The organism is Hyphomicrobiales bacterium (genome assembly GCA_017642935.1).
Classification (GTDB): domain Bacteria; phylum Pseudomonadota; class Alphaproteobacteria; order Rhizobiales; family MH13; genus MH13.
In genome coordinates, this window is the sequence record JAEPOK010000001.1 from 588,312 (window position 1) to 607,463 (window position 19,152).

General features: G+C 59.0%; 14 protein-coding genes. 6 read left to right on the forward strand and 8 right to left on the reverse strand.

Annotated features, from left to right (window positions below):
• Positions 1 to 4: 4 nt before the first annotated feature.
• Genes JJ917_02710 through JJ917_02720 form a run of 3 tightly spaced genes read left to right on the forward strand, consistent with a single transcriptional unit; the run spans position 5 to position 1,948 of the window.
• Positions 5 to 325, forward strand: a complete 321-nt coding sequence (locus JJ917_02710; GenBank protein MBO6697722.1) for a 2Fe-2S iron-sulfur cluster binding domain-containing protein — start codon at positions 5 to 7, stop codon at positions 323 to 325.
• A 43-nt stretch (positions 326 to 368) separates the two neighbouring features.
• Positions 369 to 1,421 carry an NAD(P)/FAD-dependent oxidoreductase gene (locus JJ917_02715; protein ID MBO6697723.1) on the forward strand — a complete coding sequence of 351 codons (1,053 nt, stop codon included), beginning with the start codon at positions 369 to 371 and terminating at the stop codon, positions 1,419 to 1,421.
• Positions 1,418 to 1,948, forward strand: coding sequence for a hypothetical protein (locus tag JJ917_02720; GenBank protein ID MBO6697724.1), 531 nt, complete (start codon positions 1,418 to 1,420; stop codon positions 1,946 to 1,948). The genes JJ917_02715 and JJ917_02720 overlap by 4 nt, the downstream gene beginning before the upstream one ends.
• Here the strand turns inward: JJ917_02720 and JJ917_02725 are convergent.
• From JJ917_02725 to JJ917_02735, 3 genes are all read right to left on the reverse strand, one after another.
• Entirely contained in the window at positions 1,945 to 2,934 is a 990-nt protein-coding gene (locus tag JJ917_02725; GenBank protein MBO6697725.1) for a TIGR01620 family protein, read from the reverse strand. The genes JJ917_02720 and JJ917_02725 overlap by 4 nt on opposite strands.
• Positions 2,935 to 2,970: 36 nt before the next feature.
• Entirely contained in the window at positions 2,971 to 4,419 is a 1,449-nt protein-coding gene (locus JJ917_02730; protein MBO6697726.1) for a YcjX family protein, read from the reverse strand.
• Positions 4,420 to 4,499: 80 nt separating this feature from the next.
• Positions 4,500 to 5,051 (reverse strand): histidine phosphatase family protein, encoded by a 552-nt coding sequence (locus tag JJ917_02735; protein ID MBO6697727.1) that lies wholly within the window; start codon positions 5,049 to 5,051, stop codon positions 4,500 to 4,502.
• A 249-nt stretch (positions 5,052 to 5,300) separates the two neighbouring features.
• Between JJ917_02735 and JJ917_02740 the strand changes: the two genes are divergently transcribed.
• From JJ917_02740 to JJ917_02750, 3 genes are read left to right on the forward strand one after another with little or no spacing between them, the layout of a single operon-like run.
• On the forward strand, positions 5,301 to 6,686 hold the full coding sequence (locus JJ917_02740) for a flagellar hook-basal body complex protein (protein ID MBO6697728.1): 1,386 nt from the start codon (positions 5,301 to 5,303) through the stop codon (positions 6,684 to 6,686).
• A 42-nt stretch (positions 6,687 to 6,728) separates the two neighbouring features.
• Positions 6,729 to 8,978: a flagellar hook-associated protein FlgK gene (flgK, locus tag JJ917_02745; GenBank protein MBO6697729.1), complete on the forward strand. Its 2,250-nt coding sequence runs from the start codon at positions 6,729 to 6,731 to the stop codon at positions 8,976 to 8,978.
• A 13-nt stretch (positions 8,979 to 8,991) separates the two neighbouring features.
• The gene (locus JJ917_02750) at positions 8,992 to 10,509 is read left to right on the forward strand and encodes a hypothetical protein (protein ID MBO6697730.1); all 1,518 of its coding nucleotides are present in this window, start codon (positions 8,992 to 8,994) and stop codon (positions 10,507 to 10,509) included.
• Between the two features lie 77 nt (positions 10,510 to 10,586).
• Here JJ917_02750 and flaF read toward each other — a convergent pair whose 3' ends face one another.
• The 5 genes from flaF to JJ917_02775 all read right to left on the reverse strand — a co-directional run bounded on the left by flaF (position 10,587) and on the right by JJ917_02775 (position 19,096).
• A complete protein-coding gene (flaF, locus tag JJ917_02755) occupies positions 10,587 to 11,006 on the reverse strand; it encodes a flagellar biosynthesis regulator FlaF (protein MBO6697731.1) in 420 nt (139 codons plus the stop codon).
• A complete protein-coding gene (gene flbT / locus JJ917_02760; protein ID MBO6697732.1) occupies positions 10,945 to 11,382 on the reverse strand; it encodes a flagellar biosynthesis repressor FlbT in 438 nt (145 codons plus the stop codon). Before flbT ends, flaF begins: the two co-directional genes overlap by 62 nt.
• Before the next feature lie 66 nt (positions 11,383 to 11,448).
• Positions 11,449 to 14,544, reverse strand: coding sequence for a hypothetical protein (locus tag JJ917_02765; protein ID MBO6697733.1), 3,096 nt, complete (start codon positions 14,542 to 14,544; stop codon positions 11,449 to 11,451).
• A gap of 157 nt (positions 14,545 to 14,701) precedes the next feature.
• Positions 14,702 to 16,861: a hypothetical protein gene (locus JJ917_02770; GenBank protein MBO6697734.1), complete on the reverse strand. Its 2,160-nt coding sequence runs from the start codon at positions 16,859 to 16,861 to the stop codon at positions 14,702 to 14,704.
• 216 nt (positions 16,862 to 17,077) lie between these two features.
• A complete protein-coding gene (locus tag JJ917_02775) occupies positions 17,078 to 19,096 on the reverse strand; it encodes a flagellar hook protein (GenBank protein ID MBO6697735.1) in 2,019 nt (672 codons plus the stop codon).
• Between the last annotated feature and the right edge of the window lie 56 nt (positions 19,097 to 19,152).

Consider the following 19,152-nt stretch of genomic DNA (forward strand, 5'->3'; position numbering starts at 1 on the left):
GTCTATGATCAAGATTACATTCATCGAACACAATGGAACGCAGCACGAAGTTGAGGCTCAGGAAGGCTCAACGGTGATGGAGGCTGCCGTGATGAACGGCGTGCCGGGCATTGAAGCGAGCTGCGGTGGCGCGTGCGCCTGTGCAACCTGCCATGTCTATGTCGAACCCGCGTGGAAAGAGACGACGGGAAGCCCAGAGGTGATGGAAGAGGATATGCTCGACCTTGCCTATGATGTGCGCGATGAAAGCCGCCTGTCTTGCCAACTGCGCGTTACACCGGCGTTCAACGGCTTGGTCGTGCGGGTCCCAGAATTCCAGGCCTAAGCGCCGCAAGCGCCTGTCACCTTAGCCAGGCGAGGAGACGACCATGCTCGACACCGTGACTGGCGACAGCGCAGCCCAGACCATCGAAACGGATGTCGTTATCATTGGCGCCGGGCCGGTGGGCCTGTTTGCAGTGTTCGAACTTGGGCTGCTCGACGTCAAAGCACATCTGATCGACATCCTCGATCGCGCAGGCGGCCAATGCGCTGAGCTTTATCCGGAAAAGCCGATTTACGACATCCCGGCTTGGCCGGAGATTTCTGGTCAAGGTCTCGTCGATCAATTGATGGAGCAGATCAAACCCTTTGAGCCGGAGTTTCACTTCAGCCAAATGGTCACCGAACTGCACAAGCAGGATGACGGGCGCTTTGCGATCGCGACCGATACTGGCCAGCGCTTTCTCTGCAAGGCCGTTGTCGTGGCGGCCGGCGGTGGTTCGTTTCAACCCAAGCGCCCACCGATTGCAGGCATCGAGGCTTTTGAAGGCACGTCCGTGGCCTACGCCGTGCGTCAGATGGAGGCTTTTCGTGGCCATGATCTGGTTGTCGTGGGCGGCGGTGATTCCGCACTCGACTGGACGCTCAATCTTCAGCCTCTTGCCAACTCGCTGACGCTTGTGCACAGGCGTGATGAGTTTCGGGCCGCACCCGACAGCGTCAACAAGATGCGCGCTCTGGTCGAAGCTGGCGCTATGCGTTTTGAGCTTGGACAGGTGTCGCAGTTGAAGGGCGAGGCGGGACAGCTCGCCTCGGTTGTGATCAAAAACAAGGACAGTGAAACGGAAGTCGCGTGTACGCGCTTGTTGCCGTTTTTCGGCCTCACCATGAAGCTAGGGCCGGTCGCTGAATGGGGCCTCAACCTGCACGAAAATCTGATCACCGTGGACACCGAGAAATTTGAGACATCTGAACCAGGTATCTTCGCCATCGGTGATATCAACTGGTATCCAGGCAAGCTGAAGCTGATCCTTTCCGGTTTCCATGAAGCTGCCTTGATGGCGCAGGCCGTTGGGCGCATTGTGTTTCCGGATAAGCGGATCGTGTTTCAGTACACGACGTCGTCCTCGAACCTGCAGAAGAAGCTGGGCGTGCTTTGATCGGCTCCAATCTCCTAGTTCGATTTCGCCATGGCGCCGCCATCCTGGCGGCGTTGTGCATTGGGCTCTGGACCGGCGGTGCTGGCGTTGCCGGCACCAATGAGGTTGTCTTTCTGCAACTGCTGGAAGGTCAATGGGCGGGCCAAGGGCGCGCTGCGACGACGCAGGGCGAGATTGCCGTGCTCTGCGATGTTCAAGGTGAGCTGCACAGCGCGGCAAGAATTTCGCTGAACGCGAACTGCCGCACACCCAATCAATCCGGCCGGATCGGCATGTCGCTTTATTTCAGCGACATGACGCAGCAATTTCACGGCGAGCTTTCCAGCCCTCTGAACTACATCAGCGGTGGGCTGAATGGACGCTTATCGCGTGGTGACTTGTTCCTGCGCCTGTCAGCCGATGATGGGTCGGAGGGACGGTTGTTGTTGGTCGCGCAGGGGACCAATCAGGTGCGACTTCTGGTGACGACCATCGTCAATGGTGCCAACATCACGGTGTTCGATCTGCCGCTGGCGCGAACCGGTTAGGTCTCGTCCTTCTTCGTTCCGTTTGACCCGCCAAGACCTGCGATCCCGCGCGTGACTTCACTCAGCGTTGGGCCATTGCCGGCGATATGCGGCATGGGCCGTGTGACGGCGATGGCGGCAATGCCAACACGCGCCGTCAGCAGGCCGTTGATCACCCCTTCGCCCAAACGGGTGGAAAGCCGCGCAGCAAGCGAGTGGCCAAGCACCTGCGAAACCAATCCTTCAGTCGCCGCGATGCCACCAGTGATCGCCAGATGGGCCATCATATGCCGTCCGAGCTTTAGGGCACCCAGGAATCCAGGCCGCGCACCATAGAGTTGGGCAATCTGGCGGGTGAGGGTGACGCACTGAAACGCTACCATCGCAATGTCCACCAGGGCGCGCGGCGAGAGTGCCGTGACCAGCGACACGCGCCTGGCCGACGTGGAAACCAGTCGTACCGCCTCACGATCAAGCGGCGCCATCAGCGACTCTTCGGCAATCACAATAAGGTCCTGCGCATCCAGAACGCCGACACGCTGCTGCTCGAAGGTCGCGCGGCCATGGGCCGTGTTTGGGTGGCTGCGATAGATCGCCGTTACTTGATCAAGGGCCTTGCGCGCCGCCGGTGTATCGTCTTCGTCATAGGCCTTTTGGAAACTGTCGCGCAGATCATCGAGCTTTTCCAAACGCATGATGGCGCGCGTTTCCTTTGCGATGAAGCCAAGCAGCCCCAGCGCGGCCAAAACCAAAAGGCCAAGGGCGACCCATCCAAGCGCCGGCTGGCGCTCAAGGAGCGTGCTGACAAAGTTTTCGGCCCATAGAGTCAGGCCAAGCAGGATCAGACCGGCAAAGGCCGAGCCGAATAAAGCAAGCCAGCGGAACCCGCGTGGCGCTGCCACAGTTTGCGATTGGCCCTCGTCCAATGGCTCGGCAAAAAGCGGCGCCTCGCTTTCCACCTCGACGGATGTGAGCTCAAGAACTTGCGGTTTGCGGGTTTTGCTCATGATCGATGGGTCACGCGTTGATTTGGCTCAGCCTGATTAGGCAAGCTTGTCGCCGAGAAGGAACTGCAGGAGCCTGTCGAGCCGGATGTGCGGCAGGCCGGGCTTGGCGGTTGGCCGCGTGTCGAGCTTCGGTGGGCGGAACCGAACGAAACGCAGCGGATAGGTCTTGGCCGTGGGTCCCATCAGCTTGCCGGGATCGGTCGGTAGATCGCCGGGGAAGATCGCCACTTCGCGCTCACCATCAAAGGTCTGGCCATTGATCGTCTCGCCCTTGATCGGCACGCCGGCAACAGCGCCAATGGTGTCGCTGCCGGTTTTGGCGCTGGCCTCGCGTGTGGCGCGAACAGACGCGATGGCGAGTGTTTCGACCTTGGCGCCGGAGAAAAGTGCTTTTTTGCGCGCGTCGGTGACCAGGTGATCGAGGATCGCCTCCAACTGGTCGTGCTGGCTGTGGTGAAGATGATCGGCCTTGGTGGCGGCGAAGACGATCTTGTCGATGCGCGGTCCAAACAGCTTGGACAGGATCGAGTTTTCGCCCGCCTTGAAGCAGGCAAGGATCGCCGAGAGGGCATCGCGCAGATCGCGCATAGCGCCTGGACCGGCATTGATCGCAGCGAGCGTATCGACCAGCACGATCTGGCGGTCCAGACGCGCAAAATGATCGATGAAAAAGGGTTTGACGACGACCCGTTTATAGGCTTCGAACCGATGCTCCATGGCGCCGTAAAGACTTGATTTGCCGGATTTTCCGTCCACCGGTTTGTCGAGCGGCGCGAAGGTGAGGGCCGGCGAGCCTTCAAGCTCACCAGGCATCAAAAAACGGCCGGGCGGGAGCATCGAAAGAGCCGTTTCGCTCTCTTTGCAGGCGCGCAGATACTGGGTGTAGAGGTCGGCCAGGCGGCTCGCCGTCGGCTCGTCCAGCGCGGCGGCACCATCGGCTTGGCGCATGGCGTCCAGAAACGGCTGGGCTAGGGCCTTGCGTTCCGGGTCGCGGGCGCGGCTCAAAGCCTCCTTGGAAAAGGTCTCGTAATCCTGATCGAGCAGCGGTAGGTCAAGCAGCCATTCGCCGGGATAATCGACCAAATCAAGATGCAGGCTGGTGCGGCCCAGCGTTCGCGCCAAGGTCGAGGTCGGCTCAAAGCGCAAGGTCAGACGAAGCTCAGAGATTTGGCGCGTGGACTTCGGCCAGGTCCGGTTATGCAGCAGATCGTGCACATGCTCTTCCAGCGCGAACCGCGCCACGTCATCGTCCGGCTGTTGGGTGAGGTTCGCGCCGATCAGACGGCCTGATCGCGACGCCTGAAGGGAGGGCAAATGACCGCCATGCAATAAGGCATGCACCAGTGATGTCAAAAACACGGTTTTGCCGGCGCGCGAGAGACCGGTGACGCCAATGCGCAGGCTGGGCGTCGCCAAATCGCCGGCGGTGCTGAGCAGGCTCTGGGCGCCGAGGCGGACATCGTCAAGAACAGTGAGGTTGGGCAAGCGGGCTGGGTCCGGGTAGGGGGCATGATGCTCGGGCGTAGCCCTCACATATTTGCCCGCAAGACCGCGATTGCAAGCCGCTAGCGCTGGTTGAGCAGGTCGCGCGGGCGAATAGTATCACGCAGATCAGCTGTCTGCGGCGCGAGGTCTGACCAGCGCGCAATGGCGCATTCGAGTACAACCAGCGTGCCGGTCGGCAGTTTTTCCATCAGCCGTTCCAAGGCATTGGGCTCGGCTGATCCGATCAGCATTTGGCAAAGCTCTTCCAGCACCGGGTTGTGGCCGATCAACAGCGCGCGATTGATCGTGTTGGGCAGAGCCCGCAGTAGGCGCAGATAGGCTGCTTCATTGCTGTCGTACAGCGCCGCAGTGAGCTCGATCTCCGCGGGCGCGGTGAGATTGTCGATGATAGGCAGAAGGGTGGCGCGCGTGCGCTGGGCGATGGAGCAGCCAATCCATTGCGGCTGCCAGGCGGCGACAAGCGGCGCCATCGCGTCGGCGGCCTGACGGCCACGCTTGTTCAAGGGGCGCTCGATATCGGGGCAATCGGCGTCCTGCCACGACGATTTGGCGTGGCGCATCAAAAGCAAGGTTTTGCGGCCAGTCACAGGCGCTGTTTCAATCTCGTCCATGCCCAACGCTAGTCCACCCTTGCGCCCTTGGAAAGCTGGCGGAGCAAGTTCACCTGGTCGGTAAATCTTGCCGGGCGCGGCGGGTTTTGCCGGATCGGCGTGCGCGGGTAGGGCCTGTTCATTTCTCTATACTATTGAAAAGTAATAGAAAAAACGTTTGGCACGGAAGCTGCAAAAGCTTCGACAGTACAAACACGCCCGCGACAACCGGGCAACGATCAACCCAACGGTAAAGGCTAGGGCACAGTTATGGGTATCTTTGGCGCACTCAACAACGCGGTTTCCGGCTTGCAGTCGCAGGCCTACGCATTGGAGCAGATTTCCGGCAACATCGCGAACTCGCAAACCGTCGGCTATAAACGCGCTGAGACGAGTTTTGCCGACATGGTGGCCGATGCTGCGCCATCGCGGCAGGCGCCAGGCGGTGTGACGGCCTCGACGCGGGCGACCAATGATGTTCAGGGTTCGGTTCAGCGAAGCGACGTTGAAACTTTCATGGCGATCCAGGGTGACGGTTACTTTGTCGTCGCCCAGCAGATCGGCGAGGTTGATAACCGCCCGGTCTTTGATGACACCGATGCTTACACGCGCCGCGGTGATTTTGAGATCGATCGGTCCGGCTATTTGGTGAACGGGGCAGGATACTTCCTTCAAGGCCTGCCGATTGATCCCACCACCGGTAACCCACAAGGCTCAGCACCGGAAACGGTGCAAATTCAGAGCGATTTCTTGGCCGCTCTGCCAACAAGCCAGATCGACTACCGCGTCAACTTGGCTCGCTTCCCCCTGACCGCTGACTCCGACCCGGCTGTGGCGGGATCGGAGCTGCTTGATCCTGTTGATTTCACCAATGATCCGACCGTGATCCCGGCGACTGCGACGGATGGCTTCATTCAGGCCGCTGACGTTCCGGTGTTCCTGCAAAACACTGTGGCTGGCGGCGCCACGACAGTGTTCGATGAATCCGGCGCGCCTGTGAACATTCAGTTCCGCTGGGCAAAGACCGCATCCGTCGGTAATGGCGATCCGGCTGACCAATGGCAGCTCTATTATCTTAGCGATTCCAATGCGTCAGGCACCGATCCTGCTTGGCGCAACACGGGCACCGATTACACCTTTGCGACCGATGGCACGATGACCGCACCGGCGGCTGATCCAGTGGTCAACTTCCAGATCAATGGCTCGACGCTGAGTGGCGTGCGTATGCGCCATGACACGGACGGTGTGACGCAGTTCTCTGATCCGAGCGGCAATGCGCAGCTCACGACCCTAAGCCAGAACGGCTATGGTGCTGGTGAGTTGATTGGCGTCTCGATCTCTGAAGCTGGTCGCGTGGTGGCTGCCTATTCCAACGGCCAGGTGGTTGATATCGCCGAGGTTGCCATTGCCACCTTCAACGGTGACTCGCAGCTGCGCAAAACCGAAGGCGGCGGGTTTCTCGCCACCCGTGAATCCGGCGATCCGATCCTCATCGACGCCAGTGATGTCGTGGGCAGCGCCTTGGAGATGTCGAACGTCGATATCTCAAACGAGTTCACCAAACTGATCGTCACCCAGCAGGCCTACTCGGCGTCCACCCGCATCGTCTCGGTCTCCGATGAGATGATGCAGGAAGTTCTGGGCATGGTCCGCTAGGGCCTTTGAACGCGGCCTCGGGTGTAGAGTAAGGGCAGAACGATGGGTGTATACGGCGCGCTTGGCGCATCGCTTTCCGGTCTTTCGGTTACCAAAGCGCAGCTTGACGTGTTGGCGGTCAACATCGCCAACGCCGATACTCCCGGCTACACGCGCAAATCGGTTTCGCAATCGACGACCATTGCCGGCACCAAGGTCATTGGTGTTCGCACTGAGTCACTCGACCGTCAGCTTGACACGCTTTTGCAAAAACAGATCCGTTCTGAGCTCGGTGCGTCGGGCTATGTGCAGACCGTAGCGAGCTATCAGGATCGCCTGAATACGATGATGGGCGCGCCTGGTTCGGCTAGCGCCTTCGACACATTGGTGAGTAACTTTTCCTCCAGCCTTTCTGGCCTTAGCGACAATCCCTCCTCGTTCACCGCGCAGCAAGCGGTGATCGGGGATGCCCAGGTTCTGGCGCAAACACTCAACGCCATGAGCGAGGATGTGCAGCAACTGCGCACCGAGGCGGAGCAGGGGATCGCCGACAGCGTGCGCAACATCAACGATGCGTTGGAGCGCATTGAGCAGGTCAACAATTCAATCATCGGCATTGCCGGCGATGCCAAGGTTCCTGCCGACCTTTTGGATGAGCGCGATCGTTACATCGACCTACTGGCCAAGGAAATCGATATCCAGGTGCTGGAACAGCAGAGCGGTTCGGTTTCGATCTTCACCAATTCTGGCATCTCGCTTTTCAGCGGCGAAGCACAGACGTTGAACTTCGATCAAGCGGCCAAACTCAACCCGCTGTCGCAGTATTCTAGCATTCCGAGCGAGCGTACTGTCGGAACCGTGACCATCGGTATGCTGGGTGGTGACTCCATCGATCTGCTGGCCGGAAACAACATCCGTTCGGGGCGCCTGGCTGGGTTCGTGGAGCTGCGCGACGACACGCTGGTCGAGATGCAGAACCGGCTCGATGAGTTTGCTCACCATTTGGCGCTCAGCATGTCGACGCGCATGGAACCCAGTGCTGCTCTTGATCCGATCCCTGGCGACACTAGCGCTGACCTGGGTGGCACCGGCACGTACGCACCCGTCGATTTCACCAATGGTGGTGCCAATAATGGCTTGGTCTCCTTCGACCTGACCGTCGATGGCGTCACCCAGACCGTGGACATCACCTACGCCGAAGCTGCTGCTGGCGCGGTAGATCCTGCTGCCGTGACGCAGGCTGAATTGGTGGCACTGATCAACCAGGAGGCCAACACAGCCTTTTCCACGGTTGGTGTAACGTATGCTGTTTCCGATGGCACGGCGATCGATCTGCGATCAGGATCGACTGGTGCGGCATCGAACGTGTCGGTTGCGTCTTATGCCGAAACCAACCTCACCGGCGTCACCACGCTTGCTGATGGCACGGCGATCGGTGGTACAGGCTTTGACGGCCTGCAGATCGATCTGACCGGCATTCAGCCCGGCAATGAGGTTTCGCTCAATGTCACCGACACGGTTGCGCCTGCTACGCGGCAAGTCACGTTGGTCCACGTCACCGACCCGGCCTCCTTGCCGCTTGAGAATGACCTGACCGTCGATCCAAACGATTTGGTGATCGGTGTGGATCTGACCGATCCGGCCGCGGTTGAAGCGGCGCTGGCTGCCAATGGGATCAATCTGACAACGGCCACTGGAACCGGCGGTGCGTTGCAGTTCATCGATGATGGTGCGACCGGCCAGTATGAAATTAACTCGCTGTCGGCGCGGCTGTCGGTGACCGGCTTGCAGTCCGGTTCGCCGGAACTGCCGATGTTCAACGATGGCATTGAGAACAATGGCTTTTACACCAACAGCCAGAATGGCCAGAACCAAAAGGTCGGCTTTTCCTCGCGCATCCAGCTGAACAACGAAATCCTGAGCGATCCGTCAGTGCTTTCCAAAATGACAGCGAGCACGCCGTCGGGGGATACGACGCGGGCGACCTATCTTTTTGAGCAGTTCACATCCACACGGTTCGGCATCGACTCCAACACGGGCATCGGGTCCTCCGCCAATCCGCTGTCGATTGATCTTGCGTCCTTCGGGCGTGAAATCGTCAACAAGACGGGGTTTGATGCCGCCTCCTCGCAGCGGGCCCTGGAAGGTCAGGACATCGTCACCAACGGTCTTCTGGCTCGTCAGAGCGCGGAATCGGGCGTCAATATCGATGAAGAAATGGCCCGCCTTACCGAATTGCAGTCCATCTACGCTGCCAATGCTCAGGTGATGAGCGTCGCGCGCGAGATGATGGACCTCTTGCTGAACATCTAAGGGAGCGTATCGAATGACCGTCAATTCCGTCACGCAGAGCTCCATCAACACCGATCGGATGCTCTCGCTGCGCTCGCAGCTTGACAACCTCCAACGTCAGCTCGGCACTGGTATGCGCGCCGACAATTACGCCGATCTGGGGTCGGTACGCTCCACATCCTTGGAGTTTCGCGCTGAACGCGCAGCCCTTGATGGCTACCAGGAGGCGATCCAGCGGACCGAAGTAACGTTTGCGATCATGTCGGAAACTCTGGAGCGGCTTGATGGCATCGCCAGCGAGATGAAAGGCGATGCGATCCCGACCTCGTTTGTCATCCAAAATGGTGACCGCACGACAGCACAAGTCTCTGCCGAGTTTCGCTTCTACGAAACGGTGACCCTTCTCAACACAGATGTTGAAGGCCAGTTCCTGTTCTCCGGTCTGGCGGGTGACACCAAGCCCGTGGCGCCTGCCGCCGACATCATGGAAGGGGTTGGCGCGCGCGACGGTTTCAAGCAGGTGCTCGATGAGCGCCAAACGGCCGATCTTGGTGGGTCGCTGTCTGATCCTTTGCTCACGGGGCGCCTTGATTTGGCGACGGTTGGCGCCGTCACTTCTATCACCGAGGCCGGGGGCGATGCGTTCGGTTTTCAGCTTGATACGGTTGCTGGCGCTTCAGCAACGTCACCATCGATCACCACGACGGGTCCCGCCGGTGCACCCGAGGCGCTGAGCTTTGAGGTCACAGGCCCGGTCGATGTCGGTGAAACGGTTCGCTTTGCCGTTACCATGCCGGATGGCACACGCCAGGACATCACGCTGACCGCTGCTGATAGCTGGGGGGATGGCGAGAATGTATTCCAGGTTAACCCCAATCCGGCGGCAACGGCGGCGAACCTCGGCGTCGCAATCCGCAATGCTATCGATGATCTGGCCCGCACTGATCTGGCCGCGGCATCGGCGGTCCGCGCCGGCCAAGACTTTTTCGACAACAACCCGCCTTTGCGGGTCGTACCAGACGTTGTGAATGGCATCGCCGGCGCGACGTCGACGGTGGCCGATGCGACCAACACGGTCGTCTGGTATCAGGGCGAAGACGGTCCGCTGGATGCACGTCTGACCAACACCACACGTGTCGATGATGGCGTACAAGTGGCCTATGGTGCCCGCGCCAGCGAAGACGCGCTGCGCACGACCTTGCGCGAACTGGCGGTGTTTTCCGCCCAAAGCTTCGATGTTGATGATCCAAGCGCTGCCAATCGCTACACGCAAGTGGCCGGTCGCACGCGCGAGAACCTCGACGATCCATCCGGTGGCACACTTCCACGCTCAATCGCGTTGGAGGTCGGCACGGCATCAACGCTTATGGAAGCCACCAAAGAGCGTCATATCGCGACCCGCGCGGTCTATAATGATATTCTGGACGGCACCGATGGGATTACGCAGGAGGAGGTCGCGGCCAAGCTCCTCAACATCCAAACGCGCTTGGAAGCGACCTATTCGGTGACGGCCATGCTGCGCGAACTCTCGCTGGTCAATTATCTGCGCTAGAACGGTTTTTCCTAAACCTGAAAAAAAAAGCCCGGCGAAATCGCCGGGCTTTTTTGGTTTGAAGAGCGGGCATCGGTTCAGGCGGCTGAAGGCGACTGTGTGCCAGCGCTTTCAACGCTGGCATCGTCTTCGGTAACACCACGAAGACCAGCGGCAATCTCTTTGTTGATCGAGATGAGGCTGCGAAGCTTGTCGGCTTCCGGCTTCATCTGAATTTTTAGGGTGTGGTTGAAGACGAAGAAGCCGAGATTGGCCACGTTCTGCGCCACTGGGCGGGGGAGGGGGCTGTCTTCTGCGGTCACGGCGTCCAGGAACACTGCCCACAAGCGTCGGTTGTAGAGCAGGGCATCATTGAGCGTTTCGTGAAGGTCATCCCAATTGTCGTGGATGGTCTGCAATTGCGCGGCTGATTTCATCAGCAAATGGGCTTCTAGGTCACGTGGTTGGACCGTCGCCTGTGTCGTGCGCCCGTAGGCCGCCGCCGCTGAGTGTTGCATCCTTCAGTCGCTCCTCTTCGTGCGAAATCAAAGCCTTAGCTTCTCTTAACGCTTTGTAGAGGTCACCCGTTAATATTCTGTTATTAATGCGTTCGATGATTCCCGCGCTGGACGGCGCGGCGTTCAAAAAGTCTTGGCTGAGGCGCAAAAAATCGTCCGCATGGCTGTCGATATTGCCATCCAAATACATGAGCTGAACCGACAAATAGACACGCTTGGCGGGTGTATCGGCCGTCTCGACGGTGAGAATATCCTTCTCGCGCAAGATCGGCGCGTCGCCTTCGATGAAGAGCCGAGTGCGTTGGTTGTCGTTGGTGATCACGCAGTCACCCAGGATGATGCGTTCGCCCGGTTTCAGTTCAACTTTAAGGGCCATTCTAGCCTCTCCATCGCCAGTGATTCTGCGGCTGGTGGAACCTATCACGGTTTGCTCGTGGCTGGGCTAGGCGAAGCTTCGAAGCTGATCGGTTCGGTTGCCAGCCAAGGCCAGTTGCAGAGCGGCTAGCTGATTGCCGGTGTTGCTCGCTGTCTGTTGCGGCGCGGCGACGCTGAACAGCGAAGCGCGTTGGTCTCCGAGCCGAGATTCCAATGCGCTTGCGATCGAGGAATCCAAGTCGATGCGCGCTGAATCGGCAGAGAATTGGCGTTCAGCAAAGCTCGTTTGGAAAATGGCTTGGTCGATTTGGGTGATGGCGCCATCGATATCGTTTGCGGCAAGGAGATCACCTAGGCCAGACAGCCCGAGCCCTTCGATCGACAAATCCTGGCCACGTACGACGCTGCCATTGGATTGGCCCTCACGGCCCGCGACACTTGCCGAAGTTCCGGTCAGAACGACCGCGCCGGCTGAAATGGCCAGACTGATGTCGTTCTCTATCGACAGGCGGGCTGTTTCCCATTCGAACGCAGGATCGAAGCTTTCCTCTCCTTCGGCCAGCGGTTCATTCACCGTCCGGAACGACGTGAAAGTCGTCGGGTTCACCTCCAAAAAGTCCGACTGGTAGTCCTCAGTTACGGTGCGCTGCGTGGCGGTCTGCTGAACAATGCCCCAATCTTCAGTGTAGTTTTCCTCGCGATCGGTCACATTGGCAGTGGCGCTGCCAACACGCACAGTGCGTGTTTCCGGGCCAACCGACGAGTCCGCCGAGGCATAGGCCACGTCTTCGGTGCCAGGTGGCACAATGACGGGGTCATAGTCGCCTGCGCTCAGGCCTAGCGGGGAGAGCACGTCAGATCCGATCGAAGCGAGCGAGAAGCCCGTTGTGTCGTTGTCGGCGATGATTTCCAGCTGATCGTCGGCGTTGAGGCTGGCCGAAATGCCGGCAATGGCGTTGATCTGATCCACCAGGTCACGCACGCGGTCATTTTCGTTGATTATGATGGTATTGGGCGTGGTGATCGGCGTGCCACCCACATCCGTTGTGATGTCGATCTGCAGGTTTCCGGTGGCAAAAGCGCCGTCGACGCTGCTCAGGCGGTCGTTGCGATTAAGGACGACGCTGCCGGTTGTTGATGCGGTGATGGTGTAACTGGCGGTGGGCAGTTCTTCGCTATCATTGAGCGTGATACCGAGGCCTTCGAGAACGGTGCCGACTTCGTTGCGCAGTTCCACGCGGTAGCCGTTCTGCCCGGTGATTTGGAGCTCACCATTGACCGTAGTAGTTGCTGAAACACCATCAATGGCGCTGATGCTGGCCGCCAAATCATCCGCCGATGTGTTCTGTCCGATGGTGAGCGTCGTGCTCGCCCCATTGACCGTCAGCGAGAAAGCATCGTCCTGATTGATGCCGACCACGTCACGCAGGCGCCCGGTGCCAAGATCAATGGTCCCGGTAATCTCGGCCTCAATCGTGCTAGGATTGCGAATATTCTCAACGATACCAAGCGATTCCAGCGAGAGGCTCGGACCTTCTGTGATCGTAAAGCCGGCGCCATTGTCGGTGCTGATCTGTAGCTGGCCGTTGCCGTCGAGGCTGGCCGTCAGGTTCGCAATGGCGTTGAGTTGAGAGAGGAGGGCAGAGGAGCGATCATTGCTGTTGATCGTGATTGTTGTCGGGCCAGCGGCACCCTCTACCTGGATGTCGAACTGGCCGCCGACTGAAACGCCAGCCAAGTCCTCCAGCTTGCCTGATGAGATATCAACAGTGCCTGTGATGCTCGTGGCATAGGCGGCATTGGTGTCGCCGGTAGTGACGATCTGGGTGCTGTTCTCGGTTATGCCGAGATCGTTCGTCAATGAGCCGTTGATGTCAGTGAGCCCCAGCGTGGAGCCGTCCGTTGCCTCGATCCGCAGCGCGCCTTCAGCGGTAAAGCTGGCGCTGACATTGGCAACCGCGTTTAAGCTGTCGAGCAAGTCCTGCCCGGTGGTTGTGCTTGTCACATCAATGCGGGTGGCTGATCCAGCGCTGCCGAGCTGAATGTCGAAGGAGGCGCCGTCCTGCGTGCCGGCAAGGTCGTCGAGCACCGTCAAATCGCGGATGTTCGTCGTTCCAGTCAATTGCGCGTTGTCTTGAACCGTGCGTGTCAGATCGACCGTTTCGGTGCCAGTTGCGGTCAGACCGAGCACGTCCAACATCGTATTGCTGGTGGAACGCACATCGAGTGCTTGTTCGCCTTCAGCCTCCAATTGCAGCGCGCCACTGCCATCTAGCATGGCTGACAGCCCGGTTACGGCATCGAGCGCCGTTACGTAATCGGCCAAGGTCGCCGCATCGGCGCGGGTAACTGTGACGGTTGGGTTGGTTCCGATGGTGATTTCCAGTCCCGACTCGAGGCTGGCTGCGTCGTAGTCCTGTGCGCTGGCAATGGTTGACAAGTCCTTGGTGCCTGAGGCCAAGGCGTTGTCGGTGACCTCAACGTCGCGGCTCAACGTTTCGGTGCGGTTGGTGGAAAAGCCGAAGTCAGCGAGCGTTTCCGCATTGCGGATCTGCAGTTGCTGGCCGTTGGTCGCTTCCAGCGTTAGGCGATCTTGATCGTCGTAAGCGGCCGACAAGCCGTCAACGGCATTCAACTGATCAGCGACCTGGGTACGCGTGGCCGAGGCGGCAATGGTGAGTGTGGTGGTGGTTTGACCAATGGTGATCGACAGTTCGCCGTCCTGGCCGCCCGCCAGAACGCTCGAAAGATCGCCCGCAGCCGGCAGGGCGGTCGCGCCAGTCCGTCGCGCATTGACCGGGGTGACGTCCATAACGGTCGTTTCACGCGTTTCGGAAGCCTCGCTCGTGCCGTCCAATAGCTTCTGACGAAGATCGCGCAGCGTTTGGGTGATGTTGCCCGCGGTGCTTTCGGCGCGGCTGAGCATGCTCAGCGTTTTGCCCATATCGTCGATGGCGGCGCTGATCCGGCCAATGCGCCCATCCAACGCTGACGTCGCGGCGATGGCAGACGAGCGGGAAGATTGGCGGGATTGAGCGGTGGAAGACGTCGATGTGCCGGCGGGGTTGCCGGTCTGGCTGATCTGTCCATCGCGCAGGGGAGCGGTCTGCATCAAAAATGCAGAAGACAGCACACCGAGCCTGAAGAGACCTGTATCGACCATTTCCACCCCAAGGCCCGAAAACTGCGCCGTCGCGCAAAGGGCCAACCGGAAAGGTTATGGCAGAAAGATGTAAGCGCTGGGTCGGCGAGGGGGTGGCAATTTGAGCGGTGGCGGAAAGGTGCTGATAACCAAAAAGGGCTTGGAAGGTGAGGGCGTCTTAGAACAGACGCAGCACGTTCTGGTCGGCCTGCGAAGCGAGCGACAGAGCGGTCGAGGACAGCTGCTGACGGGTCTGCAGGGCCAAAAGGTTGGCACCCTCTTCGTTGGTATCGGCCAGCGTGAGGTTGGCAGCACCAGTTTCCAGCGTGTTGATCATGGACTTGGTGAAGTCCTCACGGGTTTCCACGATGGAGAGGTTGGAACCAAACTCCGACGCCTGCGAACGCAGCGTATCAATCGCCTGGCCCAGTGAATCGAGCGTTCCATCAATACCGGCTTCACTATCGAAACCCTCGCTTCCCAATGCCGACAATCCCAGCCCAGCAGCGGTAAGATCTGATCCGGAGATGTCGAGGCGCGATGATCCATCCTCATTGAAGATCACCGCCAGATCGTCTCCATCGATCAGATTGACACCGTTGAAGCCTGAATCGGAGACTAGGTCGTCGATCTGCTGCATGATTTCGTTGTACTGATCGACAAACTCGGCCCGCTCCGGATTGGCGACATCACCCACCGCGTACACACCAGGCTCAAGGCCAAACTTTCTCGCCCCATTGTTGGTGATTGTTATGGTGTCGACCCCGTCAAGGGGCGTGAACTCAACGCGTTGATCGACTGGGTCATAGGAACCGCCGGGCAAAAGGCTGACCAGCGATGTCAGGAGTTCAACTGAGTCGACGCCGAGAACAGAAACCTGGGTGTTGCCTAGACCTTCACCCTGATTGAAGTAGAAAGTCTGGTCTTCTGGTGTGGAGGGGGCGGAGTAAGATGTCAGGGCCGAACTGGTGCCGGTATAGGTCCACTCGGAAATGCCGAACGCTGCTAGGGCATCAACCGTTCCGCCGACGGTGAATGTTGTGTTCGGATCACCTGTCGTCGAAATGGTCAGCTGATTGGTCGTAGCATCGATGGATGCAACGAGGTTTAGCGTCGTTAGATTGGCCAGCGCAGTCTCGAACTCTGCCCGCGTGTCGATTTGGCCAGCGGAATCATCGCTGCCGAAGGTGAGAGTGTCATCACCAATCGTCAGTGTCTGCCCGTCCAGCGCCCTCAAGCCAGCGTTCACTGTATCGGAGGACTGCGGATTTTGACGGAAACCTAAGTCCCATCCATCGCCTGTGCCCAACATGGTCCATGGATCATCGGCAGAGAAGAGGACTTGATCGCCGACAATCGTACCGCTGACATCACCCAAGGTGGCAATTGCGGCAGCAAAGTCCTCAATGCTGTTGATCGTGCTCATGTCGACGCTTTGCGGGGTGCCCGTCGTGTCGAGAAGATTAAGTGTGCTGCTTAGTCCAGAGAGGATCGAGTTGGTGTCTTCTGCCAAGGGCGGGAAAACGATGACGTTCAGCGCCTGATCGAAGACGTTGCTGGTGCCATCAAGGATAGTTAGATCGCCCGCACCGACCTGTCCGGTGGTGGTAGCTATTTGGTTTGAACCGTCGATCCCAATTGTGAAACTTGCGAAGTTACCGCCTTGATTGCGGGCTGCCTGCTGAATTGCGCTGAACACGGAGTCCATATCTCCAGAGGCGTCAATGACGATTTCGGAGCCCGAGGGAACGTAGCCGCCGGAGACATCGAAGGCGAAGTCAATTTGCTCACCGCCGGCCAAGTAACTCAACGTCTCACCCTGGTTGATCACGCTGCCTGCCGACGTGCTGCCTGAAAAGCTTTGTACCGGAGAAAGAAAGGATGCCGCGGTATCGTTGGTACCTAGGCCGCTGATTTCCTCGCCAAGGACAGCGTTCTCAACATCATTGGCGATGGCAACTGTGCCCGTAACCGTCGCATTGGTGTCGTTGACGATGGTTGAGCCAAACACCCCAGCGACAAAGACTGTATCGCTTGACTGCTGTGCCTGGCGCGCGACGGCCTGTGCCGATTCAACAAGCTTGGTGATCGCCGAAATTCCGTTGTCGGCAGCTTCCAGCGTCTGCGTGGCATTGGACACGCCGTCCATCAAACGGGCCAAATCGCTTGCCCGGCTGTTGAGCGAAGATGCTGTGAAGAAGTTGGTTGGGTTGTCGAGGGCAGAATTGACCTTGAGACCTGTTGCCAGACGCTCCTGCGTCATCGACATCAAATCGGCGGTTGTCTGCAAAGACAGCAGGTTCGAGCGCACAGCGCTCGAAAGCGTAACATCTGACACAATACTGGCCTCATCCTAGGCAACGCGTGCGATCCATCCTGGACGCGATGCCAACCTACCCTGAAGCCGGTGAAGACGTGGTTAATGAACAGCTTAAGTGTTTGGTAAATAATAGTTAAACGACCTGCAGAGGCAATGAAAACGCACTGCCAGCAATCAAAAAGGGCGGCGCCGAAGCGCCGCCCTTTGGAAAAAGGCTTGGAAGGTGAGGGCGTCTTAGAACAGACGCAGCACGTTCTGGTCGGCCTGCGAAGCGAGCGACAGAGCGGTCGAGGACAGCTGCTGACGGGTCTGCAGGGCCAAAAGGTTGGCACCCTCTTCGTTGGTGTCGGCCAGGGTGAGGTTGGCAGCACCGGTTTCCAGCGTGTTGATCATCGACTTGGTGAAGTCCTCACGGGTTTCCACGATGGAGAGGTTGGAACCAAACTCAGAAGCCTGCGAACGCAAGCTGCCGATGGCGGTGTCGAGGTTGCCGAGCACCGCGTTGATGTCCGTATCGGCATCAAGACCGGTTGAACCCAACTGCGACAGGCCAAGGCCGGTGGCATCAAAGGAGACACCGGTGATCGACAGAGTAGACGAGCCGTCTTCGTTGAAGATAACCGACAGGTCATCGCCATCGAGAAGGTTCACACCGTTGAAGCCGGCATCTTCAGCCAACTCATCGATCTGCCCCATAAGCTCGTTGTACTGGGTAACGAACTCAGCGCGCTCAGGGTTGACCGATGTTGTCGTCGTTGAATCAGCGCCAGTGCTGGTTCCGTCGGCGATACCCGTCGAGCCGCTTGCTACGGTCGCTGAGTAGCTGGTGATCGCCACGCTCGACGATGCGCCGGTTGTGCCCGACGTAATGGTCAGGTTGCCCGATGTGCCATCGACGGCTGCCGTTGCGCCAGTGACCTGATCGTTGATCAAGGCGGCGACATCAGCGGCGGCCAGAGCGGACGAATCCAACGACGTGCCGTTTGCAGTGTTATAGGCTGTGACCGTGGCGTCATCGATCGTAACGGTTGTGGCTGTACCGCCATCAACCGCGATGTCGAACGAAATCGAGTCGGTTGCTGCAACAGCGGCGGCACCGGTGTCCGTTGCGTTGCTAAGACCAGATGCGCCACTTGTCGCCGCATCGTTGTAGCTGCTGATGGTGATATCGGAGCTTGCACCGGTTGTGTCTGATGCAAGGGTCAGTTCACCGCCAGAAAAGCTAGCTGTTGCGCCGACACCGGCATCGGTCAGTTCCTGGTTAATCAGGGATGCGAGTTCGGCGCCAGTGATCGCTGAGTCATCTGCGACAGTACCCAGCTGTGTGATTGCCGCAGCATCGATAGTAATCGTTGACGTGCCGCCACCATCGACAGCGATGTCGAAGCTGATGGAGTCAGCTGGATCGTCGGGTGTACCGGTGTTTGTGGAGCTGGCAAACGAGACATCGTTCAAGCCAGAGTTGGCTGCCTGCGAACCGCCAACTGCACCAATGGTCAGCGTGCCGCCATTGGCATCGGTCGTCAGGCGAATGCTGCCGGTATCAACTGTTGCGGTGACGGCGAGACCGGCATCCGTCAGTTCCTGGTTGATGAGGTTCGCCAGTTCTGCGTCAGTAACATCAGCCTGGTTGGTGACTGTGCCACCGCCACCGGTGAATTGAGTTACCGCAGCAGCGTCAATCGTGATCGTCTGAGCGCCGGAGCCATCGTCGACAGAAATCGTCAGATCGTTGACGCCAGAAAGATCGACAGTACCGGTTGCGGCGCCGTTCAATGTACCGCCCGATCCAGTAACAAGCGCTCCAGAGAGGTCAAGCGCGGAAAAACCAGTACCGGTAAGCGTACCGGCTTCAGCCGGAGAGCTGCCGCCCGTGATATCAAGGGCCGAAAATGCGCCTGCAGTGGCCGTACCAGCGGTTGCTGCACCGACAACGTCGATAGTTGAAGGCGTCTGAAGGGCCTGACGTGCGGTTGCCTGTGCGGACTCAACCAGCTTGGTGATGGCGGAAATACCGTTGTCGGCAGCTTCCAGCGTCTGCGTGGCGTTCGACACACCATCAAGAAGGCGGCCAAGGTCGCTTGCGCGGCTGTTCAGCGCCGAAGCGGTGAAGAAGTTGGTCGGATTGTCGAGAGCTGAGTTCACTTTCAGGCCGGTGGCCAGACGCTCCTGCGTCTTCGACATCATGTCGGCAGTGTTCTGCAGCGAGAGAAGGTTGGAGCGCACCGCGCTCGAGAGTGTCACGTCAGACATAGCTGATCCTTTCCTAGGGTACACAAAACGCCTCATCCTGGGCGTTGCCCGACATT

Excerpts from the sequence above, each read along its gene's own strand:
- JJ917_02710 (MBO6697722.1), top strand. The coding sequence starts at position 5 with ATGATCAAGATTACATTCATCGAACACAATGGAACGCAGCACGAAGTT.
- JJ917_02715 (MBO6697723.1), top strand. The coding sequence starts at position 369 with ATGCTCGACACCGTGACTGGCGACAGCGCAGCCCAGACCATCGAAACG.
- JJ917_02725 (MBO6697725.1), bottom strand. The coding sequence starts at position 2,934 with ATGAGCAAAACCCGCAAACCGCAAGTTCTTGAGCTCACATCCGTCGAG.
- JJ917_02735 (MBO6697727.1), bottom strand. The coding sequence starts at position 5,051 with ATGGACGAGATTGAAACAGCGCCTGTGACTGGCCGCAAAACCTTGCTT.
- JJ917_02740 (MBO6697728.1), top strand. The coding sequence starts at position 5,301 with ATGGGTATCTTTGGCGCACTCAACAACGCGGTTTCCGGCTTGCAGTCG.
- flgK (MBO6697729.1), top strand. The coding sequence starts at position 6,729 with ATGGGTGTATACGGCGCGCTTGGCGCATCGCTTTCCGGTCTTTCGGTT.
- JJ917_02750 (MBO6697730.1), top strand. The coding sequence starts at position 8,992 with ATGACCGTCAATTCCGTCACGCAGAGCTCCATCAACACCGATCGGATG.
- flaF (MBO6697731.1), bottom strand. The coding sequence starts at position 11,006 with ATGCAACACTCAGCGGCGGCGGCCTACGGGCGCACGACACAGGCGACG.
- flbT (MBO6697732.1), bottom strand. The coding sequence starts at position 11,382 with ATGGCCCTTAAAGTTGAACTGAAACCGGGCGAACGCATCATCCTGGGT.
- JJ917_02765 (MBO6697733.1), bottom strand. The coding sequence starts at position 14,544 with ATGGTCGATACAGGTCTCTTCAGGCTCGGTGTGCTGTCTTCTGCATTT.
- JJ917_02775 (MBO6697735.1), bottom strand. The coding sequence starts at position 19,096 with ATGTCTGACGTGACACTCTCGAGCGCGGTGCGCTCCAACCTTCTCTCG.